The organism is Sphingosinicella terrae, assembly GCF_003347635.1.
GTDB lineage: Bacteria > Pseudomonadota > Alphaproteobacteria > Sphingomonadales > Sphingomonadaceae > Allosphingosinicella > Allosphingosinicella terrae.
This window is the reverse complement of sequence record NZ_QDFY01000008.1, coordinates 16,953-33,917: the sequence shown is the minus strand read 5'-3', so window position 1 is coordinate 33,917 and position 16,965 is coordinate 16,953. Positions and strand designations below refer to the sequence as shown.

The following is a 16,965-nucleotide window of genomic DNA, read 5'->3' as shown; positions in this document are numbered from 1 at the left end:
CACTGAGGTTCCAGCTTGCGCTGGAATGACGGAAAGAAGGAAAGATGTCGAAGGATTGGCCGCTCTGGGAAGTGTTCGTCCGCGCCAAGGGCGGGATGGCGCACCGTCATGTCGGATCGGTCCACGCGCCCGATGCCGGCATCGCGCTGCGCCACGCCCGCGACACCTATACCCGGCGTATGGAAGGCGTGAGCCTGTGGGTGGTGCCGTCGGCGCAGATCACGGCGTCGGATCCCGCGGAAGATGCGGCAATGTTCGATCCGGCAATGGACAAGATCTATCGCCACCCTACCTTCTACGACATTCCGGACGACGTGAAGCATATCTGAAGGAGGTCGAAGTGAGCGGGGAATGGCATATCGCGCAGATCAATGTCGGCCGGCTGGCGGCGCCGCAGGGCGACCCGCGAGTCCAGCCCTTCTTCGACGATCTCGACCGCATCAATGCGCTGGCCGACGAGAGCCCCGGCTTCGTCTGGCGGCTCCAGGACGAGGGCGGCAACGCGACGGCCATCCAGGTGTCCCCCGATCCGCTGTTCATCCTCAACATGTCGGTCTGGACCGACGCGGACTCGCTCTTCGCCTTCGTCTATCGCAGCGCCCACACGCCGGTGATGGCGCGGCGCCGCGAATATTTCGACCGGTTCGACGGTGCCTATCATGCGCTCTGGTGGGTGCCCGCCGGGACCGTGCCGACGATCAATGACGGCCTGTCGCGGCTCTGGTATCTCGATCGCTACGGCCCGAGCCCGCACGCCTTCACTTTCAAGACGCGCCATCCGGTGCCGGGCGTCGAATCGCCGCCGGTTGACATGCAGCCCGATCCCTGGTGCGTCGGGCGGGCCTGATGGCGTCGCTTCCGCCCATCGACCTGCCCGCCGGCACCAGCGGCGAGGGCGCGTTCGACGCCCCCGTGGCCGAGCCGTCCCGCGAGAAGCTGTTCGACTATCTTCTGCGTCTCGGCGACGATTCGCTGATCCTCGGCCAGCGGCTGTCCGAATATTGCGGCCATGCGCCGTCGGTCGAGGTCGATCTCAGCCTCGCCAACATGGCGCTCGACCTGATCGGCCAGGCGACCCTGTTCCTCGACCTCGCCGGCGAGGTCGAGGGCAAGGGCCGCGACGGCGATGCGCTGGCCTTCCACCGCGATGTCCTCGATTTCCGCAATTGCTGGCTGGTCGAGCAGCCTAATGGCGACTTCGCCCAGACGATGGCGCGCCAGTGGCTGTTCTCGACCTGGCAAAAGAGCCTGTTCGATCGCCTTGCGAACTCGCGCGATCCGCGCATCGCCGAGATCGCCGCCAAGGCGGTGAAGGAAGTCGCCTATCATCAGGATCTCGCCGCCGAATGGGTGATCCGCCTCGGCGACGGCACCGAGGAAAGCCGGCGGCGAATGGTCGACGGGCTCGACTGGATGTGGCGCTTCGTCCCCGAGCTGTTCGAAATGGACGGGATCGCGGCCGAGGCCGTCCGCTGCGGCATCGGCGTCGACGTCGCCGCGTTCCGCGACGATTATGACCGCCGGCTGCGCGAGGTCATCGCCGGGGCGGGCCTCGAGCCGCCGGCCGATCAGCGCCCGATCCTCGGCGGCCGCCGCGGCCATCACAGCGAGCATCTCGGCCATCTGCTCGCCATCATGCAGTTCCTGCCGCGCACCTATCCGGACTCGAAATGGTAGCGCTCGCCCGGGCCCGCGACGATGTCGAGCGGATCTGGGCCGTGCTCGAGTCGGTGCCCGATCCCGAGATCCCCGTTCTCTCCATCGTCGATCTCGGCATCGTCCGGGCGGTCGAGCCGGGGCGCGTCGCGCTCACCCCCACTTATACCGGCTGCCCAGCGACCCAGGTGATCGAGCGCGACGTCCGCGCCGCCCTCGACGCCGCCGGCTATCGCGGGGTGCGCATCGACACGGCGCTGTCGCCGCCCTGGACGACCGCCTGGATCAGCGAGGAAGGGCGTCGCAAGCTGCGCGCCTACGGCATCGCGCCGCCCCTGCCGGCGGGTGAGCGCACGGTCGCCTGTCCGCAATGCGGCGCGACCGACACCGAGGAGATCAGCCGCTTCGGCTCGACGCCGTGCAAGGCGCTGTGGCGCTGCCGCGCCTGCGCCGAGCCCTTCGATCTCTTCAAGTGCCACTGAACCGCGCCCGCGCCCCGATCCGGAACATCGAATGTCCGTCAGCTTCCACAACCTCGCCATCGCCGAGATCGTCCCGGAAACCGCCGAAGCGGTCTCGATCCGCTTCGCCGTGCCCGAGGCGTTGCGCGAGACCTTCGGCTTCCGGCCCGGCCAGCATCTCACCCTGAAGGCGGAGATCGGCGGCGAGGAGGTTCGCCGCAACTATTCGCTCTGCGTCGCGCCGCAGGATGGCGAGGTGAAGGTGACGGTGAAGCGGATCGCCGGCGGTCTCTTCTCCAACTGGGCGAACGACAATCTGGCCGCCGGCGATCGGCTCGACGTCATGCCGCCGCACGGCAGCTTCACCTGGGATTTCGCACCCCGGGCGGCGAACCACTATGTCGCCTTCGCCGGCGGATCGGGCATCACGCCGATCATGTCGCTGCTCAGGACCGGTCTGGCGACCGAGCCGGGGAGCCGCTTCACCCTCTTCTACGGCAATCGCGACAGCCAGTCGGTCATCTTCCTCGACGCGCTCGCGCAGCTCAAGAACCGCTACATGGACCGGCTCGAGATCCACCACTTCCTCGCCGAGGAAGCCGGGGACATCGACCTGTTCAACGGCATGCTGGATCGCGGCAAATGCGACCAGGTCCTGGACGCGCTGATCGATCCTGCCGAAGCGGCGGCTTTCTTCATCTGCGGGCCGGGGCCGATGATGGACGCTGCCGAGCAGGCGCTCGCCGCGCGCGGCGTCGCGCGCGACCATATCCATCTCGAGCGCTTCACCGCCGATCGGCCGGCGGCGGCGGTCGCGGCTCAGATGGAGGCGTTGCAGCGCGAGGCGCAGGGCCTGACGATGCTGGTCACGCTCGACGGCCGCAAGCGCCGGGTGCCGTTCGACGCGTCGGCCGGGAACATCCTCGACTCGGCCCGCAATGCGGGACTGCCCGCGCCGTTCGCCTGCAAGGCGGGAGTCTGCGCCACCTGCCGTGCCCGCGTGGTCTCCGGCGAAGTCGAGATGGCGGCGCGCTACGGCCTCACCGACGAGGAGGTCGCCGCCGGCTACGTCCTCACCTGCCAGTCGGTGCCCAAGGGCGCCGAGGTCGAGCTCGACTACGACGCCTGATCCCGGCTCAGCTGGGCCTGAAGGCGACGCGGCCGGCGCCGGCGCAGATCGGCCCGACGCCCAGCCAGCCGCGCGGCGACAGATGCTCGCCGAGGAGCAGACGCCGAAGTCGACGAAGAGGACGACGCCGAGCTTCTCGACCGGCGCGGCCTGGGTCAGAGGCCCGAGCGTGAGGGCACGGAGATTTCGGAGCCAGGAGGCGTCCGGTCGCAGCCCCACGGGAGTCTTCTCGACGCCGACTTCGCGAAAAGGGCCGTCATCTCTGCGAAGGCGGCGGAGAGCAGCGTCCAGGACAGCCAGCTCATCGTCCCGCGCTGGCTTGCTCAAAAGCGCAGCCGGGCCGCGGCCACCACCCGGCCCCGATAGATGTCGCCGAGAGCGCTCTCGGCCGTGTCGTAATAGCGGATTTCGGTGCTGAGATTGGGCGTGAGCTGCTGGCCGAAGCCGAAATTGAAGCTCGTATAGTCGCTGCCGCCGCGGCGCTCGCGGCGGCCGGCATGGGCGCTCAGCGTTCCCCAGCGGGTGACCTCGAGCGACGCGCCGGCCTCGAAATATAAGGATTTGCCGGTGCTGCCGAGCTCGTCGGGGCTGTAGGTCACCGACACGCGCGGCGTCAGCGATCCGATGCGGCGGCTGGCGGCGACCGCAAATTCGACCGCCTCGTCGTCGATCGGGCCGTCCATCCCGGTATAATGCTTGAATGCGCCACTGGCCTGGAGATCCAATCCGGAGACTGACGTGCGCGCGCCGACCAGGATGCCCGCCTCGCCGTCGATCACAGGCGCGCTGACGTTCTTCCAATAGGCGCCGAGAAACAAAGGGCCGGAGACGAGCTCGCCGCGGACCAGCAGCTGTGGCCCCTCGGTCTGGGCGAGTCCCTTTGAATAGCCGCGAGTGGCGAGATGGATCTCGATCGACGGATCGACCGGCGGAAGATCGAAATACATGGTCATCGCGCCTGCCGACGCCGCGGTTAGACATCAAGCGCAGGCCGGTTCTTCGGCCCTGAAGCTGCAAAGTCTGGCCTGTTCACGCCAGCATCGGCCGGTCCCCGCCTTCATTGATGGCTGCCGCCAGCCAGAATGGGAGTGGGAGGTCCGTGACAGAGATTCCGCGCGCGCGCCGATCGGCCGTGCTGCTTGCCCACCGCTGGATCAGCCTCGCCGTCGCCGCGATCTGGCTGGTCCAGGCCGCGACCGGGATCCTGATCGTCTTTCACTGGGAAATCGACGATGCCATGGTGCCGGGTGCGCATCTTCCCGTCGATCTCGAGGCGGTCGAGCGCAGCCTGGAGACAATGGTGCCGCCCGGATCGGAAGGCCGCGTCGGCTCGCTCTGGACGACGGCGGGCGCTCCCGACCGCTTCGATGTCTTTCTGGAGGGGGCGGGATTGCCGGAGCAGGTGCTGATCGACGGTGGCGGCAACGTGCTGCGCGCGCATCATGCGGGCGACGGGCTCGCCAATGGCGGCCTGACCGAGACCCTGGTGACGATCCACCACAATCTGCTGGCGGGCGATCTCGGCGGGTGGATCATCGGCCTGAGCGGTCTCCTGCTCCTGACCAACCTCGCTCTGGGGCTCGTCCGGGCGTGGCCTCGGAGCGGCTGGCGGCGGATCCTGCTGCCGCCGCGGAAGGGCGCGGTGGTGGCGCGCCGCTACGCCTGGCATCGCGGCATCGGCCTGTGGGCGGTGTTCCCCGCCTTCTTCACGATCAGCGCCGGCACCATGCTGACCTTCGAAGGCGGCGTGAGCCGGCTGATCGGCGCGTCGCCGGTCGCGGCGGACGAGACCGAAGCCTCGGCGGTCCGCGCGGTGGGCTTCGCGCAGGCCGCCCGGATCGCGACGGGCGCGTTTCCCGGATCGAAGATCGCCGGAGTCTATTTCCCCTCGGCAACCGACGGATCCTATCGCATCCGGGTCCTGCAGCCGGGCGAGCCGCGCCGCGTTTACGGCATGACGACCGTCTTCATCAGCGCCGCCGACGGCCGCATCCTCGGCCGCTACGATGCGCTCGGCGCGCCGCCTGCGCGTCGCTTCATGGACATCCTCTTTCCGCTCCATGTCGGCGAGCTCGGCGGGCTTCCCGGCCGGCTGGCGGTGATGGCGATCGGCGCCTGGCTGGTGACGATGATCCTGCTCGGCCTGTCGCTGTGGTGGCGGCGGCGCCGCGCGCGCGCGATCCGAGGCTGAGCCCCGTGCGCGCGCATCACCCGTTGTTCCTGCTGTTCGCCTTCGCCGGCGTCGAGGCGCCCGCCCGGGCCGAAGGAGAGGACGCGCCGGCGGTGTCGCTCGCGGTGGACTATACGGCCGACGTCTGGGCAGTGACGCATGGCGGATCGGACCGCGGCATACGCTATCTCGACGACCTCGCGCTGAGTCTGTCGCTCGACGCCGAGCGGGCGATCGGCTGGCGGGGCGCCCGCCTCCATGCCCAGCTCCTGTACAATAACGGCACCGCCCTTTCGGAGCCCCTGGCCGGCGACGTCCAGGCGATCAGCAACATCGAGACCGGCGTCCGCGCCGTCCGGCTCTACGAGGCCTGGGTCGACCAGAGGGTCGGCGACCGCCTGTCGCTGCGTTTCGGCCTCTACGATCTCAACTCCGAATTCGATGCCAACGAAGCCGGCGGTCTCTTTCTCAACAGCTCGCACGGCATCGGCCCCGATTTCTCCCAGTCCGGCGAGAACGGGCCCTCGATCTTCCCCGTGACCGCGCTCGCTCTGCGGGTCGACTATGCGCTCGGCGAATCCACCCGGGTGCGGGCCGCCGTGCTCGACGCCGTTCCCGGCGATCCCGACCGGCCCGCGCGCACCGTGATCCGGCTCAGCGAAGAGGAGGGGGCGCTGTTCGTCGGCGAGATCGAGCGGCGCTGGCGCGGCGGCAAGGCGACGATCGGCGCCTGGGCTTATGGCGAGCCCGCCGAGCGGCTCGCCGCGCCGGGGACCGACACCGCCCGCGGCGCCTATCTGCTGGTCGAGCAGCGCCTTGCCGGCGAGCCGGACGATCCGGGCGCGCTCACGGGATGGCTGCGGATCGGCGTCGCCGAGCCCGACGTCCACGCCATCGCCGCCTATCTCGGCGGCGGGCTGGTGCTGAGCGGACCGATCGCCGGGCGCCGCTCCGACGCGCTGGGCCTGGCCTTCGCGCGGGTGCGCTTCAGCCGCGCCTATCGCGCGCTCGAGGATGCGGAGCGTGGCGAGCTCAATCTCGAGCTCACCTATCGGGCGCAGCTGTCCGAAGCCTTCGCGCTCCAGCCCGACGTCCAGATCGTCTTCGATCCGTCCGGCGTGCGCGGCCGTCCGACGGCGGTCGCGATCGGCCTGCGCTCCGCCCTGAGCTTCTGATCCTCTCTTGCGCCGCGGGGGGTGGCCCGCCCAAGACGACTTGCGACCCGTTCGCAAGCGCAGCGAAACGGGACGAAGATTAGGCTCTTCGGAAAATGGCGCGTGAAACGCGTCGAACAGGGGGAATGGCATGAGGAACAGGACGATGTGCAAGGCGGGCGTGCGCGCCGCCTTGCTGTGCGGGGCGACCTTGATGGCGCAGGGCCTGGCCCTTGCGCAGGCTCCTGAAGAGGAGGCGGAAACGACGCCCAACGCGACGACCCGGCAGGAGGTCGACGGCGAGGAGATGATCGTCGTCACCGCGCGCAACTACGTGCCCGACGGCAGCATGTCGGCAACCAAGACCGACGCGCCTTTGCTCGAGACGCCGCAATCCGTCTCGGTCATCACCCGCGACCAGATCGACCTGCTCAACTTCGTCGATGTCCAGCAGGCCATCCGCTACACGTCGGGCATCGTCGGCGAGAATTACGGGCCGGATCTGCGCTTCGACTTCCTCACCCTTCGCGGCTTCGCCCCGATCCAGTACATTGACGGCCTGCAGGCGCCGATCAGCTCGACCATCCCCAATGTCGGCGTCGACCTGTACGGCTTCGAGTCGATCGACGTGCTCAAGGGCCCGTCCTCGGTGCTCTACGGCTCGGCGCCGCCGGGCGGTCTCTACAATCTCACCAGCCGCCGGCCCTCCTCGGCGTTCGGCGGAGAGATCGGCCTTCGCTACGGCTCGGACGAATATTTCCAGATCAACGGCACGGTCACCGGCGCGCTGGCAGACGGCGTCGCCGGCCGCTTGACCGCTCTCTATCGCGACCGCGAGAGCCAGGTCGATTTCGTCGACGCCAACCGTCTGTTCCTGGCGCCGTCGCTGCGCTTCGAAGCGCCGTGGGGAACCCAGATCACCGTGCTCGGCTATTACCAGCACGATCGGGTGGACGGCGACACCAACGGCTTCCTCCCCGCGGTCGGCACCCTGCTGCCCAATCCGCTCGGCCGGGTGCCGGTCAGCACCAATCTCGGCGAACCCGACTACAATTTCTACGAGCGCGACCAGTTCGGCGTCGGCTACCAGCTGCTCCAGCCGATCGCGCAGGGATGGCGCTTCGAGCAGAACACCAAATGGTTCGACTATAGCGAGATCCAGAACGTCATCTATGGCAGCGGGCTCGGCCCGGACAATCGCACCGTCCTGCGCTCGAATTTCCCTTACAAGGAAGACGTCCAGGAATTCGCCACCGACAACCGCTTCCACGGCGAGTTCGACACCGGCGCCGTCGGCCATCGCCTGACCGCCGGGCTCGACTATCGCAATTTCCGCAATGCCAGCTTCTTCGGATTCGCCGCGGCCAGCCCGATCGACCTGTTCGATCCGGTCTACAATGCGGCGCCGATCGTGACCCCGGATTTCTTTCCCTTCACCAGCCAGCGGATCGAGCAGGTCGGCGTCTATCTGCAGGAGCAGGCGCGGATCGGCGGGCTCGTGCTCACCATCGCCGGACGCCAGGATTGGCTCGACACCCGCAATCGCAACGCCGACACGCGCCGGGAGGTCGACAAGTTCACCTATCGCCTTGGCGCCAACTACATCTTCGAGAACGGATTCGCGCCCTATCTCAGCTACGCCACCTCGTTCGTGCCGGTGGCGGGCCAGGACCGGCTCGGCAATGCGTTCGTCCCGTCGACCGGCGAGCAGTTCGAGGGCGGGATCAAGTTCGAGCGCGGCGCGCCCGGCGATCCGGTCCGGATCTTCGCGAGCGCCGCCGCCTTCTCCGTCACCCAGCAGAACATTCCGACGCTGGACACCTCGCCGGGGGCCGGGCCGTTCGACCAGATCCAGGTCGGCGAGGCGCAGGTCCGCGGCTTCGAGCTGGAGGGCGTCGCCCGGATCCGCGACATGCTGACCCTGAACGGGTCCTACACCTATCTCGATGCCGAAGTGACGGCGAGCAACGTGCCCGGGGAGCTGGGCAACCGGCTGGTGACGACGCCGCGGCACAAGCTTTCCCTGTTCGTCGACTATACCCTGCAGCGCGGCGCGCTCGCCGGGCTCGGCTTCGGCGTCGGCATGCGCCACCTCAGCAGCAGCTTCGGCGACAATGCCAATGCCTTCCGCATGCCGGGGACGACCTTGTTCGACGCGATCATCCATTACGACCTGCCGAACTGGCGCTTCGCCATCAACGGCACCAACGTGTTCGACGACATCTATGTCGGACGCTGCGCGAGTCTCTCCAACTGCATCTACGGCCAGCGTCGTCAGGTGATCGCCAGCGTCACCCGGAAGTTCTGACGGCTCGTTCCTCCCCATGCGACGCATGGGGAGGAACCGGGTCCTATCGCCTGGCCTGCGCCCGCGTGGCGAGGAAGTCGGCGGCGGTGGTGGGGCCGCGGACGAAGGTGTCGCTATGCTCAGCGATGTAGGTGCGGAACTGGAGGAAGAAATCGGCCCCCGAAGGCAGGCCGAGCTCCTGCCAGGCGGCGTCGAGCGCGGCCCTCTTGTTCTCCGGGGTCTCGGCCGGCTGGATCAGCATGAAATCCCAATCGGCGCCTTCGCTGTGGACGTAGAGCTGGCGCGGCGGCAGCCCGGCCCGGCGATTGGCCTCGTCATAGCTGGCGATCGCCTCCAGGAAGGCGGTGTGCTGGCCCGGCGCGATCCGATAGATCTCGACGATCAGTCGCGTGGGCGCGGGGCTCGGCGCCGACTGGACCGGCGCGGTCTGCGCGCCGGCGGGTGCCGCGCAGGCGATCAGCAGGGCGGCGAAGGCATTTCTCATCATCGGGACCTTTCCTGAGGGGCGGCGCAGGGATCGGGTGCGCCGGGAGGACGTGTGTCGCAATACCAGCGCCGATGGAGGGGGCGCGCCTCCGGCCAGATCTCGTCCATCGTGTCGCCGTCGCGCAGCCGGCCCCCGAGCATCACCGCGCGGATGGCGAGCGCGTTGGCGACGTCCTCGAGCGGATTGCGATCGAGGATGACGAGATCGGCCAGCTTGCCCGGCTCGAGGCTGCCCAGATCCGCGTCGCGGCCGATCACCTGCGCGGAGCCGATCGTCGCCGCGCGGAGCACCTCCGCCGGCGACATGCCGCCCATGGCGTGAGCCTGCAGCTCCCAATGGTAGCCGAGGCCCGGATTCTCGCCGTGCGAGCCCATGCCGACGATCCCGCCGGCACGCTGCACCCGCGCGACGCTCTCGGCCACCCGTGGAAAGCGATACTCGCCCGGCTCGCGGAAGGTGCGCACCCGCATCTTCATGTCGACGATGAAATCGGGCACGAAGCGGTTCAGCTTCGGGTCTGAGGCGGGCCGGTCGCGGACGATGAAATAATCCTGCGCCTCGGCGCCGCCATTGCCGATCTGCAGGGTTGCCGAATAGCCGACGCCGCTGCCTGCCATCAGCGCGACGACGTCCTCGTACAGCGGCACCGCGGGCAGCGCATGCTCGTGGGCCGCATAGCCGTCGATGATCTGGGTGAGGTCGAGCTTCATCGCCAGCGCGCCCTCGGCGGCGGGATGGAGCCCGAGCTCGCGCGCCGCCATCGCGATCCATTGCCGGACCCGGCGATTGCCGGTCCGGTACATCTTGATGTTCCCGAGGCGGTAATGGTCGCGGTACCGGCGCAGCACCGCCACGACCTCCTCGTAGGAGCGGAACGCGTTGAACGAGAAGAGCGCGGTTCCGGTGGAGCGGATGCGCGAGCCCACCATCAGCCCCGCATCGATGGCATCCTCATAGGCGATCATGTCGATGGTGAGCGTCGACGGGTCGAAGGCGGTGGTGACGCCGTAGGCGAGATTGGCGAGCGCCCCCCAGCTCTCGAAGTCGAGCAGGTTGCGGCGCATGTCGGCGAGATGATCGTGGGTCTCGATCAGGCCGGGGATGATCCAGCTGCCCGAGACGTCGCGAACCGTTGCGCCGGGCGGGATCGGAACCGTCCCTCGCGGCCCGATCCCGGCGATTCGATCGCCCGTGACGACGATGTCGGCGTCCGCCACCACCTCGTCGCCGCGCATCGTCACCGCCGTTCCGCCGCGCAGCACGATGGTACCGCGCGGAAGGGCACGCGGCAGGACCACTTCCATCTCGATCCCCGACAGGTCGAGATCGACCGGCGCGGGCTGCCGTGCGCCGCTCGCCGGCAGAGGCAGCGCCGCGAGCGGCTGGCGGAAGTAGGTCGATCCCACCGCCCAGGCGAGATGGCTTCCGTCGGCGCTCCAGCCGAGGAAATCGGCTCCGACCGCGGTCAGCCGCCGGTGCGGCAGGTCGGGATCGGCGAGATCGACGGTGCGTCCGGCTTCGGGAAGGGCGATCAGATGCGCCTGCTGGACAATCTGGACCAGCGCATGGCGGCCGTCCGGACTGACCCTGATATCGTCGAACGCGCCGCGCCCCTCGGCGAAATACCAGCCGGGGCCGGTGACGTTGACGATCAGCCGGCGCGGCGATCCGTCCAGGGGCACGGCGTTGAGGCCGTCGCCGAAGCGAACCAGGACCTCGCTGGGATCGCCGGCGAAATGGAGCGTCCCGCCCATCGTCCCGCGCGCGACCACGGAGGCGGGCCCGCCGCCGGCGGGGAGTCGGACCAGCTCGGCCTGGCGCAGCGGGCCATATTCCATGTAGCTGCGCATCCGCATGGCGTGGCTCGAACGCAGCGCCAGGACCTTGCCCCCGTCCGGCGTGAAGACCGGCGAAGTATAGAAGCCGGCGGCCTCGCTGATCCGCCGTGGATCGCTGCCGTCGCTGCCGACGGTCCAGACGTGGCCGGCATCGCGCGCCGTCCATCGGACGAAGGCGAGGCGGCTGCCGTCGGGGGACCAGCGCGGCTGGAAGCCGGCCGCGACCGCGCGCGGCGGTGCCGACCCGTCGAGCGGCATCACGTAGAGGGTGCCGAGCGCGGAGAAAGCGAGCCGGCGACCGTCGGGCGACTCCACCGGATCCTGGACGAGCCGGACGCGGACCGGTCCGCTTTCCTCGCGGATCGCCTGCCGCGTGGACGGTCCGATCGGAAGGTCCGTCCGGGCTCGGAAGGGGATCGGCGTGCGATCGCCGGTTGCGATGTCGATCCGGACGATGCCGCCGTCGATATTGGCGATCAGCGCCCGTCCGTCCGGCGTGAAGGCGTGGCGCGGCAGCAGATCGCGCCACGGCCCGGCCTGGAGGTCGTCCGCCTGCACGGGAAAAGCGAGCCAGCGGTCTTCGCGGGTCTCCAGGTCGAGCAGCCTGAGCCCGGTCGCACCGCGATCGCGGGCGCCGTAGACCAGGAATCGCCCGTCCGGCGAGACTGCGGGCCGGAAGGCGGTGCCGATCACCAGATCGGGACGCGGGCTGCGCGGCGCCGAGACGATCACCTCTTCCTCGTTCGAGACGAGATCGCGGCGCACGATGGTCCATTCGGGAAACTGGTCCGAATTGATCCGTCCCACATGCCGGGCGAAATAGAGGTGGCGGCCGTCGCGGGATGCGACGGCGCCGAGGACGCTCGAATATTCGCTCGGCGGCTGCCCCTCGCCGGTCCGGATCGGCAGATGGAGGCTCATCTCGCCGGTGCCCGCGTCCACTTGCCACAATTCGTAGGCGCCCATGTCGGGGCGGGCGCGCGACACGAATAGGCTGCGCCCGTCGCCGCTCCAGCCGGGCGAGACGAAGATGAAGTCGTCGTCGCGAAAGGTGACCTGCCGGAGACGGCCGCTGCGCAGATCGGCGAGCCAGATATTGTCGGCGCCGGACCGGTCGCTCAGGAAGGCCAGCGTGCGACCGTCCGGCGAGAAGACCGGCTGCGAATCGAAAGCCATGCCGTGGGTCAGCGGACGGGCGCGGCCGCCGCGGCGGGCGTCGACGAGATAGATATCGCCGAGCAGCTCGAACGCGATCGTCTTGCCGTCGGGTGCGATGTCGGGCGACAGCCAGGTGCCCTCGTCCGTGTCGATGGCGATCGTTCGGGCCGGCGCCAGCGGCAGGGTCTGTCCCGGCCGGGCGCGGGCCGGCGCTGCGTCGGCGGACGAGCCGGCGGGCCCGCCGGCGGGCGGCTCGTGCGCGGCGGCCAGCGTCGACAGGCCGGCCAAAGCGAGGAGGCAAATGCGGCGCATCAGGGCGTGCGCGGCGTCGCCGGCGCGTAGCGGTCGCGCAGCAATGTCTGGCGGGTGACGAGGGAGATCTCGCGACCGGCGAGGATCACCGAGACGGGCGCGCTGGCGGGCTCCAGCGGGTCGCCGTCCCAGATGACCAGGTCGGCCGGCGCCCCCGGCCGGAGTTCGCCGATGCCGCCGGCTATGCCCCAGATTCGCGCGGGCGCCGCCGTGATCGCCCGAAGGGCGCGATCATGGGGAAGGCCGTTCGCGACGGCGAGGCCGGCGCCGGTGCGCAGCCCGGGACCGACATTGTAGCTGAGCCAGACGCCCTGCGCGGAGACCGAGAAGGCGATCTCGACGCCGGCGGCGGCGAGGCGGGCGGCATTGTCGGGGCGGGCGCCGATCGTGTCGAGGCTGGTGGGAAGGTCGTCCAGCGGATCCAGCACGACCGCGACGCGCTGCGCGGCGAGCAGGTCCGCGGCGCGCCAGGCCTCGGCGCCGCCGAGGATGACGAGGCGCAGGCCCTGTTCGCGCGCGAACGCCGCCGCCCCGCGGATGTCTGCCTCGCGCTGCGCCATCACCGCCAGCGGAACGCGGCGCTCGAGCAGGGGAAGGAGCGCCTCATGATTGGCGCGTTCGACGGCGCTGCCGTCGAAGCGGCCGCCGGCGCGCAGTCGCCGCGCCTCTTCGAGGGCGATCCGCAACTGCGTCCAGACGGCGCCGCGGCTGCCTCCGGCGAGGTCCGTCGCGAGGATGCCGGCGACGGCGACCAGCGCCGCCTGCTCCTGTGCGACCGGCGCGGCCGGATCGGCCAGCGACAGCCAGGCGCCGTACCCCGATATGACGCCTTGCGCGGGCGGTCCCGGGAAGACGAAGGCATGGCCGACGCCGTCGGCCCGAGCCAGGGCGAGGGTGAGGGAGCCCGGATCGACCGAATCGGCGACGATGAAGGCGGCGCCCAGCGGGCCGGACCGGATCCGCCGATCGTCGCTCTCCGGCGCGCTGCCCAGGTCGGAAAGGCCGATCTGAGTCGCCGCGGCGGCGAGGGCGGGCGTGACGTTCCGTCCGCCGGCGGAACGGCTGCGCGTGCCGGCGGGAACGGCGCCGCCGGACGCGACGGAGACGATCGTGCCGTCGCGGATCAGGATGGTCGCATCCTCGATCGTCCCCTGGCTCGTCGCCGTATGGGCGCGGGCACCGGTGATCGCCCAGCTCTCCGCCGCCGCCGGTGCGGCGCCGAACGCAAGCAGCAGCGCGGCGAGGCGCCCTTTCATTGCCATGCGCCTTCCCGGCCAAGCTCGAAGTCCGGGACGTTGCGCGGCGAGGGATTGGCACGGTCGTGCGCGACGGCGCCGTCGATCAGCACGAGATCGGCCCGGCTGTAGATGCTGAACGGATCGCCGGACCAGACGACCAGGTCCGCGTTGAAGCCGGGCGCGAGGCGGCCGATGCGGTCGCCGAGACCAAGGGTGCCCGCCGGGTTGGAGGTGATCCAGCGTATCGCCCGCTCCGGTGGAATGTCGAGGCCGGCGCGCCGCCCGGCTGCGGCCGCCTTCGCGGCCTCGATGTTGAGGAGGCTGCCGAGCACCGGTATGTCGGAATGGAGGATCGCGCAGCCGCCGGCGGCATCGACGAAGGCGGCATTCTCGCGGATTCCGTCCTCGGCCTCGCGCTTGAAGCCCCACCAATCCGGCCAGACGGCGGCGCAGACGCCGGCGTCAGCGAGCAGCGGCGCGATCTTGTAGGCTTCCGTGGCATGGTGCACCGCCGCGACCCGCAGCCCGAACTCGCCGAGCACCTCGATCCAGGTCGCGATGTCCTCGGCGCGGTAGCAATGGAGGTGGACCGGAAGCCGGCCCTCGATCGCATCGGCCAGCGTCTCCAGCCGCAGGTCGCGCTCGTGACCGCCCGGCGGGCCGCCTCCGTCCCGCCTGCCGCGACGTCCTTGCCGGCCGCGATCGCCGTCGCTTCGGCGATGCGCCGCCCGCCGGCCGGCCAGGCGCTGGGCGTCGATCAGCGTCCGCCGGATGAGCGCGATCTCGCCTTGCCGGCTGTTGGGAGCCCTGCCGCGCCCGCCGAAGCTGCTCGCCGGGTTGCCGCCGCAGGCCATCTTCAGCCCCTGCGGCGCGCCGGGGAACCGCATTTGTGCCAGCGTCACCGCCGGGACCGGATGGACGACGACGCTGCGCCCGCCGAACAGCGCGCCCGATCCCGGCAGGATCTGGAGCGTCGTCACGCCGCTGCGCAGCGCATGGGAGAATGCGGGATCGGCCGGGCGCACCGCATGCTCGATCCAGGTGTCGGCGACATTGGGGTCGCTGCTCTCGATGACGTCGCTGACCTCGGCCTCGCCGCGCGTTTGCGGCAGGAGGTAGGTCCCGTAATGAGTGTGGATGTCGATCAGTCCGGGTGTGATCCAGCGCCCGTCGGCGGCGACGATTTCGACGCCTTCCGGCCGGGGAAGGCGGGGGCCGACCGCCGCGATCCGCCCGTCGCGGACGAGGATGTCTCCGGTCAGCCGGCCGCCCGCGCCGTCGAGGATGGTGGCGCCGGTGAGGAGGAGATCGCGTCGCGGCAGCGGCTGGTACCGGCTGGCCGGCGGCTCCAGCGCGGGGGCTTGGGCAGGGGCAGGCAGAGGCGCGAGCGCGGCCAATCCGGCAGCCGCGAACCGCCCGGTCCACCTCCGCAGCCGGTGCGTCGCCGCCGCCTTCCTGTCGGTCACTCCAAACTCCCCCTCTGGCCCCGCATCCACCCCGCGACAGGCGCATCGCCGAGCTTCTGCACGATTTCGCCGAAGACTCGAAGCGTCTCGTCCTGGCCGAGCTTGAACCTCGGCGAGACGCGGCGGACATGGGCGCGAAAGGCGATGATCCGGGCGATCAGGTCCTGATAGCGCGGGCCGAGCGCCTCGACCGTCCAGGCGTCCGGCTGCTCCCCCTCGAGATGCCGGGCCAGCCGCGCCACGGCGTCGCCCGTCTCCTCGGGCACCAGCTCGACCTCTGTCTCGACGCTGACGACCGCATAGTTCCAGGTCGGACCCCAGCTTGGATCCGAGACGAAGCGGGGGGAAATATAGGCATCGGGGCCCGAGAAGAGGATCAGCGCGCGCGGATCGCGGCGCAGGCTCTCGTGGAGGGGATTGGCGCGGCTCATATGGCCGAACAAGGCGGCGATGCCGCCTTCGGCGTCGGTCTCGGCGAGGAGCGGGAGCGGCGCGGCCTGGAAGTCGGCGGCCACTACCCAGGCGAGCGGATGCTCGCGGATCAGTCGCAGGATGTCGGACGTCGTCCGCGGCGCGAAAGGATCGGTCATCTCCTCGGGCCCGCCGTCAGCTGGATCCGGAGCCATTGCGACGCTTCTTCGAGCGCGCGGTTGGCGAGGCGGGAGATCGAGACCGCCTCGAGAAAGCTGTGGGTCGCGCCGGGATAGATACGGGCGTCGACTTCCACCCCGGCCCGCGCCAGGCGCTCGGCCACTTGCCGATTGACGTCGAGCAGGATGTCGCACTCGGCGATTGCCATGAAGGCAGGGGGCAGGCCGGCGAGGTCGGCAAGAGCGGGAGCCGCCAGCGGGTCGTCCAGATCCTCCGGCCCGGCGACATAGTCGGTCCAGAACCGGTCCATCTCCTCCACCGTCAGCATGTAATCCGGTCCGCCATAGAGTCGATAGCTGGGCAGATGCTCGGGGCCGAACGCGCCGTAGTTGAGCAGCATCGCCTTCGGCAGGGCCGATCCGCAATCGCGCAGCCGCAGACAGGCGGCCATGGCGAGGTTCGCTCCCGCGGAATCGCCGCCGATGGCGATGCGGCCGCCATCCAGGCCATGCGTCGCGCCCTCTTCGCCGATCCAGGCGAGCGCGTTCACCGTCTCGCCGAGTGCGACCGGGTATCTCGCTTCGGGGGAAAGGCTGTAGTCGAGGCCGAGCACCGCGATTCCGGCACGGGCGGCATATTCGCGCATCAGCCGGTCGTGCGTGTCGATGCTGAACATCGTCCAGCCGCCGCCGTGCAGGTAGAGCAGGACGGGCAGCGCCTCCGCTTCGGCCGGCAGGTGGATGCGGGCGGCGCGCCCGGCGACGGTGGTTTCGATGGTCCGGGCCATGGCGGGGCCGCCGGCGCTCCAGGGGGCGCGGATCCGCTCCGCCGCGTCGCGCCGCTCCGGCAAGGGGAGCGAGCCGAAGCCCGGCACCGCCGCATAGCCGCGGTTGAGCGCGCTGACGAAGGCGCGGATCTCGGGATCGATCTCGCCTGGGCAGCTGTCAGTCACGGCTTCCTGCATTTCCGGATGGCTCCCCCCTGGTTCCCGCCGACC

Annotated in this window: 15 protein-coding genes; 8 read left to right on the top strand and 7 right to left on the bottom strand. The window is 70.0% G+C overall.

Annotated elements, in window-relative coordinates; translation table 11 throughout:
• The first annotated feature begins 44 nt into the window (after nucleotides 1-44).
• The 5 genes from paaB to paaE are packed head-to-tail and all read left to right on the top strand — an operon-like array spanning nucleotide 45 to nucleotide 3,246.
• A complete protein-coding gene (gene paaB, locus DDE10_RS15725) occupies nucleotides 45-329 on the top strand; it encodes a 1,2-phenylacetyl-CoA epoxidase subunit PaaB (RefSeq protein ID WP_114953739.1) in 285 nt (94 codons plus the stop codon).
• 11 nt (nucleotides 330-340) lie between these two features.
• On the top strand, nucleotides 341-847 hold the full coding sequence (locus DDE10_RS15720; protein WP_114953738.1) for a DUF3291 domain-containing protein: 507 nt from the start codon (nucleotides 341-343) through the stop codon (nucleotides 845-847).
• On the top strand, nucleotides 847-1,677 hold the full coding sequence (paaC, locus tag DDE10_RS15715) for a 1,2-phenylacetyl-CoA epoxidase subunit PaaC (protein WP_114953857.1): 831 nt from the start codon (nucleotides 847-849) through the stop codon (nucleotides 1,675-1,677). Before DDE10_RS15720 ends, paaC begins: the two co-directional genes overlap by 1 nt.
• Nucleotides 1,671-2,138 (top strand): 1,2-phenylacetyl-CoA epoxidase subunit PaaD, encoded by a 468-nt coding sequence (gene paaD / locus DDE10_RS15710; protein WP_114953737.1) that lies wholly within the window; start codon nucleotides 1,671-1,673, stop codon nucleotides 2,136-2,138. Before paaC ends, paaD begins: the two co-directional genes overlap by 7 nt.
• A 31-nt stretch (nucleotides 2,139-2,169) precedes the next feature.
• Nucleotides 2,170-3,246, top strand: coding sequence for a 1,2-phenylacetyl-CoA epoxidase subunit PaaE (paaE, locus tag DDE10_RS15705; protein ID WP_114953736.1), 1,077 nt, complete (start codon nucleotides 2,170-2,172; stop codon nucleotides 3,244-3,246).
• Between the two features lie 323 nt (nucleotides 3,247-3,569).
• On the opposite strand, the gene DDE10_RS15695 is transcribed toward paaE, so the two are convergent.
• Nucleotides 3,570-4,199 (bottom strand): TorF family putative porin, encoded by a 630-nt coding sequence (locus DDE10_RS15695; protein WP_162806662.1) that lies wholly within the window; start codon nucleotides 4,197-4,199, stop codon nucleotides 3,570-3,572.
• 146 nt (nucleotides 4,200-4,345) lie between these two features.
• Here DDE10_RS15695 and DDE10_RS15690 point away from each other — a divergent pair, with 146 nt between their 5' ends.
• From DDE10_RS15690 to DDE10_RS15680, 3 genes are all read left to right on the top strand, one after another.
• Entirely contained in the window at nucleotides 4,346-5,437 is a 1,092-nt protein-coding gene (locus DDE10_RS15690) for a PepSY-associated TM helix domain-containing protein (protein WP_162806661.1), read from the top strand.
• Between the two features lie 5 nt (nucleotides 5,438-5,442).
• A complete protein-coding gene (locus DDE10_RS15685) occupies nucleotides 5,443-6,591 on the top strand; it encodes a carbohydrate porin (RefSeq protein WP_162806660.1) in 1,149 nt (382 codons plus the stop codon).
• Nucleotides 6,592-6,721: 130 nt separating this feature from the next.
• Entirely contained in the window at nucleotides 6,722-8,878 is a 2,157-nt protein-coding gene (locus tag DDE10_RS15680; protein WP_114953732.1) for a TonB-dependent siderophore receptor, read from the top strand.
• Nucleotides 8,879-8,921: 43 nt separating this feature from the next.
• On the opposite strand, the gene DDE10_RS15675 is transcribed toward DDE10_RS15680, so the two are convergent.
• The 6 genes from DDE10_RS15675 to DDE10_RS15650 are packed head-to-tail and all read right to left on the bottom strand — an operon-like array spanning nucleotide 8,922 to nucleotide 16,920.
• Nucleotides 8,922-9,365, bottom strand: a complete 444-nt coding sequence (locus DDE10_RS15675) for a protein-tyrosine phosphatase family protein (RefSeq protein ID WP_114953731.1) — start codon at nucleotides 9,363-9,365, stop codon at nucleotides 8,922-8,924.
• Nucleotides 9,362-12,673, bottom strand: a complete 3,312-nt coding sequence (locus DDE10_RS15670; protein WP_114953730.1) for an amidohydrolase family protein — start codon at nucleotides 12,671-12,673, stop codon at nucleotides 9,362-9,364. Before DDE10_RS15670 ends, DDE10_RS15675 begins: the two co-directional genes overlap by 4 nt.
• The gene (locus DDE10_RS15665; RefSeq protein WP_114953729.1) at nucleotides 12,673-13,935 is read right to left on the bottom strand and encodes an amidohydrolase family protein; all 1,263 of its coding nucleotides are present in this window, start codon (nucleotides 13,933-13,935) and stop codon (nucleotides 12,673-12,675) included. The genes DDE10_RS15670 and DDE10_RS15665 overlap by 1 nt, the downstream gene beginning before the upstream one ends.
• Nucleotides 13,926-15,377, bottom strand: a complete 1,452-nt coding sequence (locus DDE10_RS15660) for an amidohydrolase family protein (protein WP_284734701.1) — start codon at nucleotides 15,375-15,377, stop codon at nucleotides 13,926-13,928. The genes DDE10_RS15665 and DDE10_RS15660 overlap by 10 nt, the downstream gene beginning before the upstream one ends.
• A complete protein-coding gene (locus tag DDE10_RS15655; RefSeq protein WP_162806659.1) occupies nucleotides 15,374-15,967 on the bottom strand; it encodes an FMN-binding negative transcriptional regulator in 594 nt (197 codons plus the stop codon). Before DDE10_RS15655 ends, DDE10_RS15660 begins: the two co-directional genes overlap by 4 nt.
• Nucleotides 15,964-16,920 carry an alpha/beta hydrolase fold domain-containing protein gene (locus tag DDE10_RS15650; protein WP_284734700.1) on the bottom strand — a complete coding sequence of 319 codons (957 nt, stop codon included), beginning with the start codon at nucleotides 16,918-16,920 and terminating at the stop codon, nucleotides 15,964-15,966. Before DDE10_RS15650 ends, DDE10_RS15655 begins: the two co-directional genes overlap by 4 nt.
• Between the last annotated feature and the right edge of the window lie 45 nt (nucleotides 16,921-16,965).